We start from the raw sequence: 658 nt of genomic DNA, 5'->3' as shown, positions 1-658 counted from the left end.
AGAAACACATGACAGATTCCGGCAGAAACACAATAACTCACGCAGAACAGACTGCAGACACACCAAAAAACAAAATACGGAACACAACGCCAAAAGACAGCGGCGCAAAGCTCATTTTTGACAACCATACCCTGTGCGCCCAGTTTTTAAGGGGATATACCGATGTCGAACTGCTGAAAAACGTTCAGCCTGACGATATCGAAGATATCTCAGAACGGTTTGTATGGATGTGGCACGAAGAACGGGAGTCCGCCGATCCTTCCGATCGTCTTTTACGATGGCCCGGGAAACTGGACTGCTGCAACAAATTTCAGAGAGAGGGTTCAGCTCAGCGATATCCTGGGGGAATTTATTCCTGACTTCCACTATCTCGTAGTCCCGCTCTCCAGGTACAGCAACCGGGAATTGGTAGAAAAGAACGACGAACTTTCTCTTGTCATGCTGATCGACAAGCTGCGCAGCGCTGCAGATTTCCGGCAGCTTAAAGATATTCCGGAAGAATATTTTGAGAGTATCAGCCGGAATTCTCCGGAATCCGTCCTGAAGCTCATCGGCAAGATCATCGCCGTGCTGCTCCTGCGGCTGAACGTTCCCAAAGATGAAGTGGCGCAGTTCACAGATCAGATAGAACGGAGGAATTTCACCATGCTGTTTGAAA

General features: G+C 48.6%; 1 protein-coding gene. It reads left to right on the top strand.

The window, feature by feature from the left end:
* Nucleotides 1-219: 219 nt before the first annotated feature.
* Nucleotides 220-658, top strand: a 439-nt coding sequence (locus B5F07_RS22230) for an Rpn family recombination-promoting nuclease/putative transposase (RefSeq protein ID WP_140398084.1), incomplete at its 3' end; no start/stop codon positions are given.

The sequence above is a fragment of the Lachnoclostridium sp. An169 genome (genome assembly GCF_002160525.1).
GTDB classification, from domain to species: Bacteria; Bacillota; Clostridia; order Lachnospirales; family Lachnospiraceae; genus Mediterraneibacter; species Mediterraneibacter cottocaccae.
This window is presented reverse-complemented; position numbering and strand designations above follow the sequence as displayed.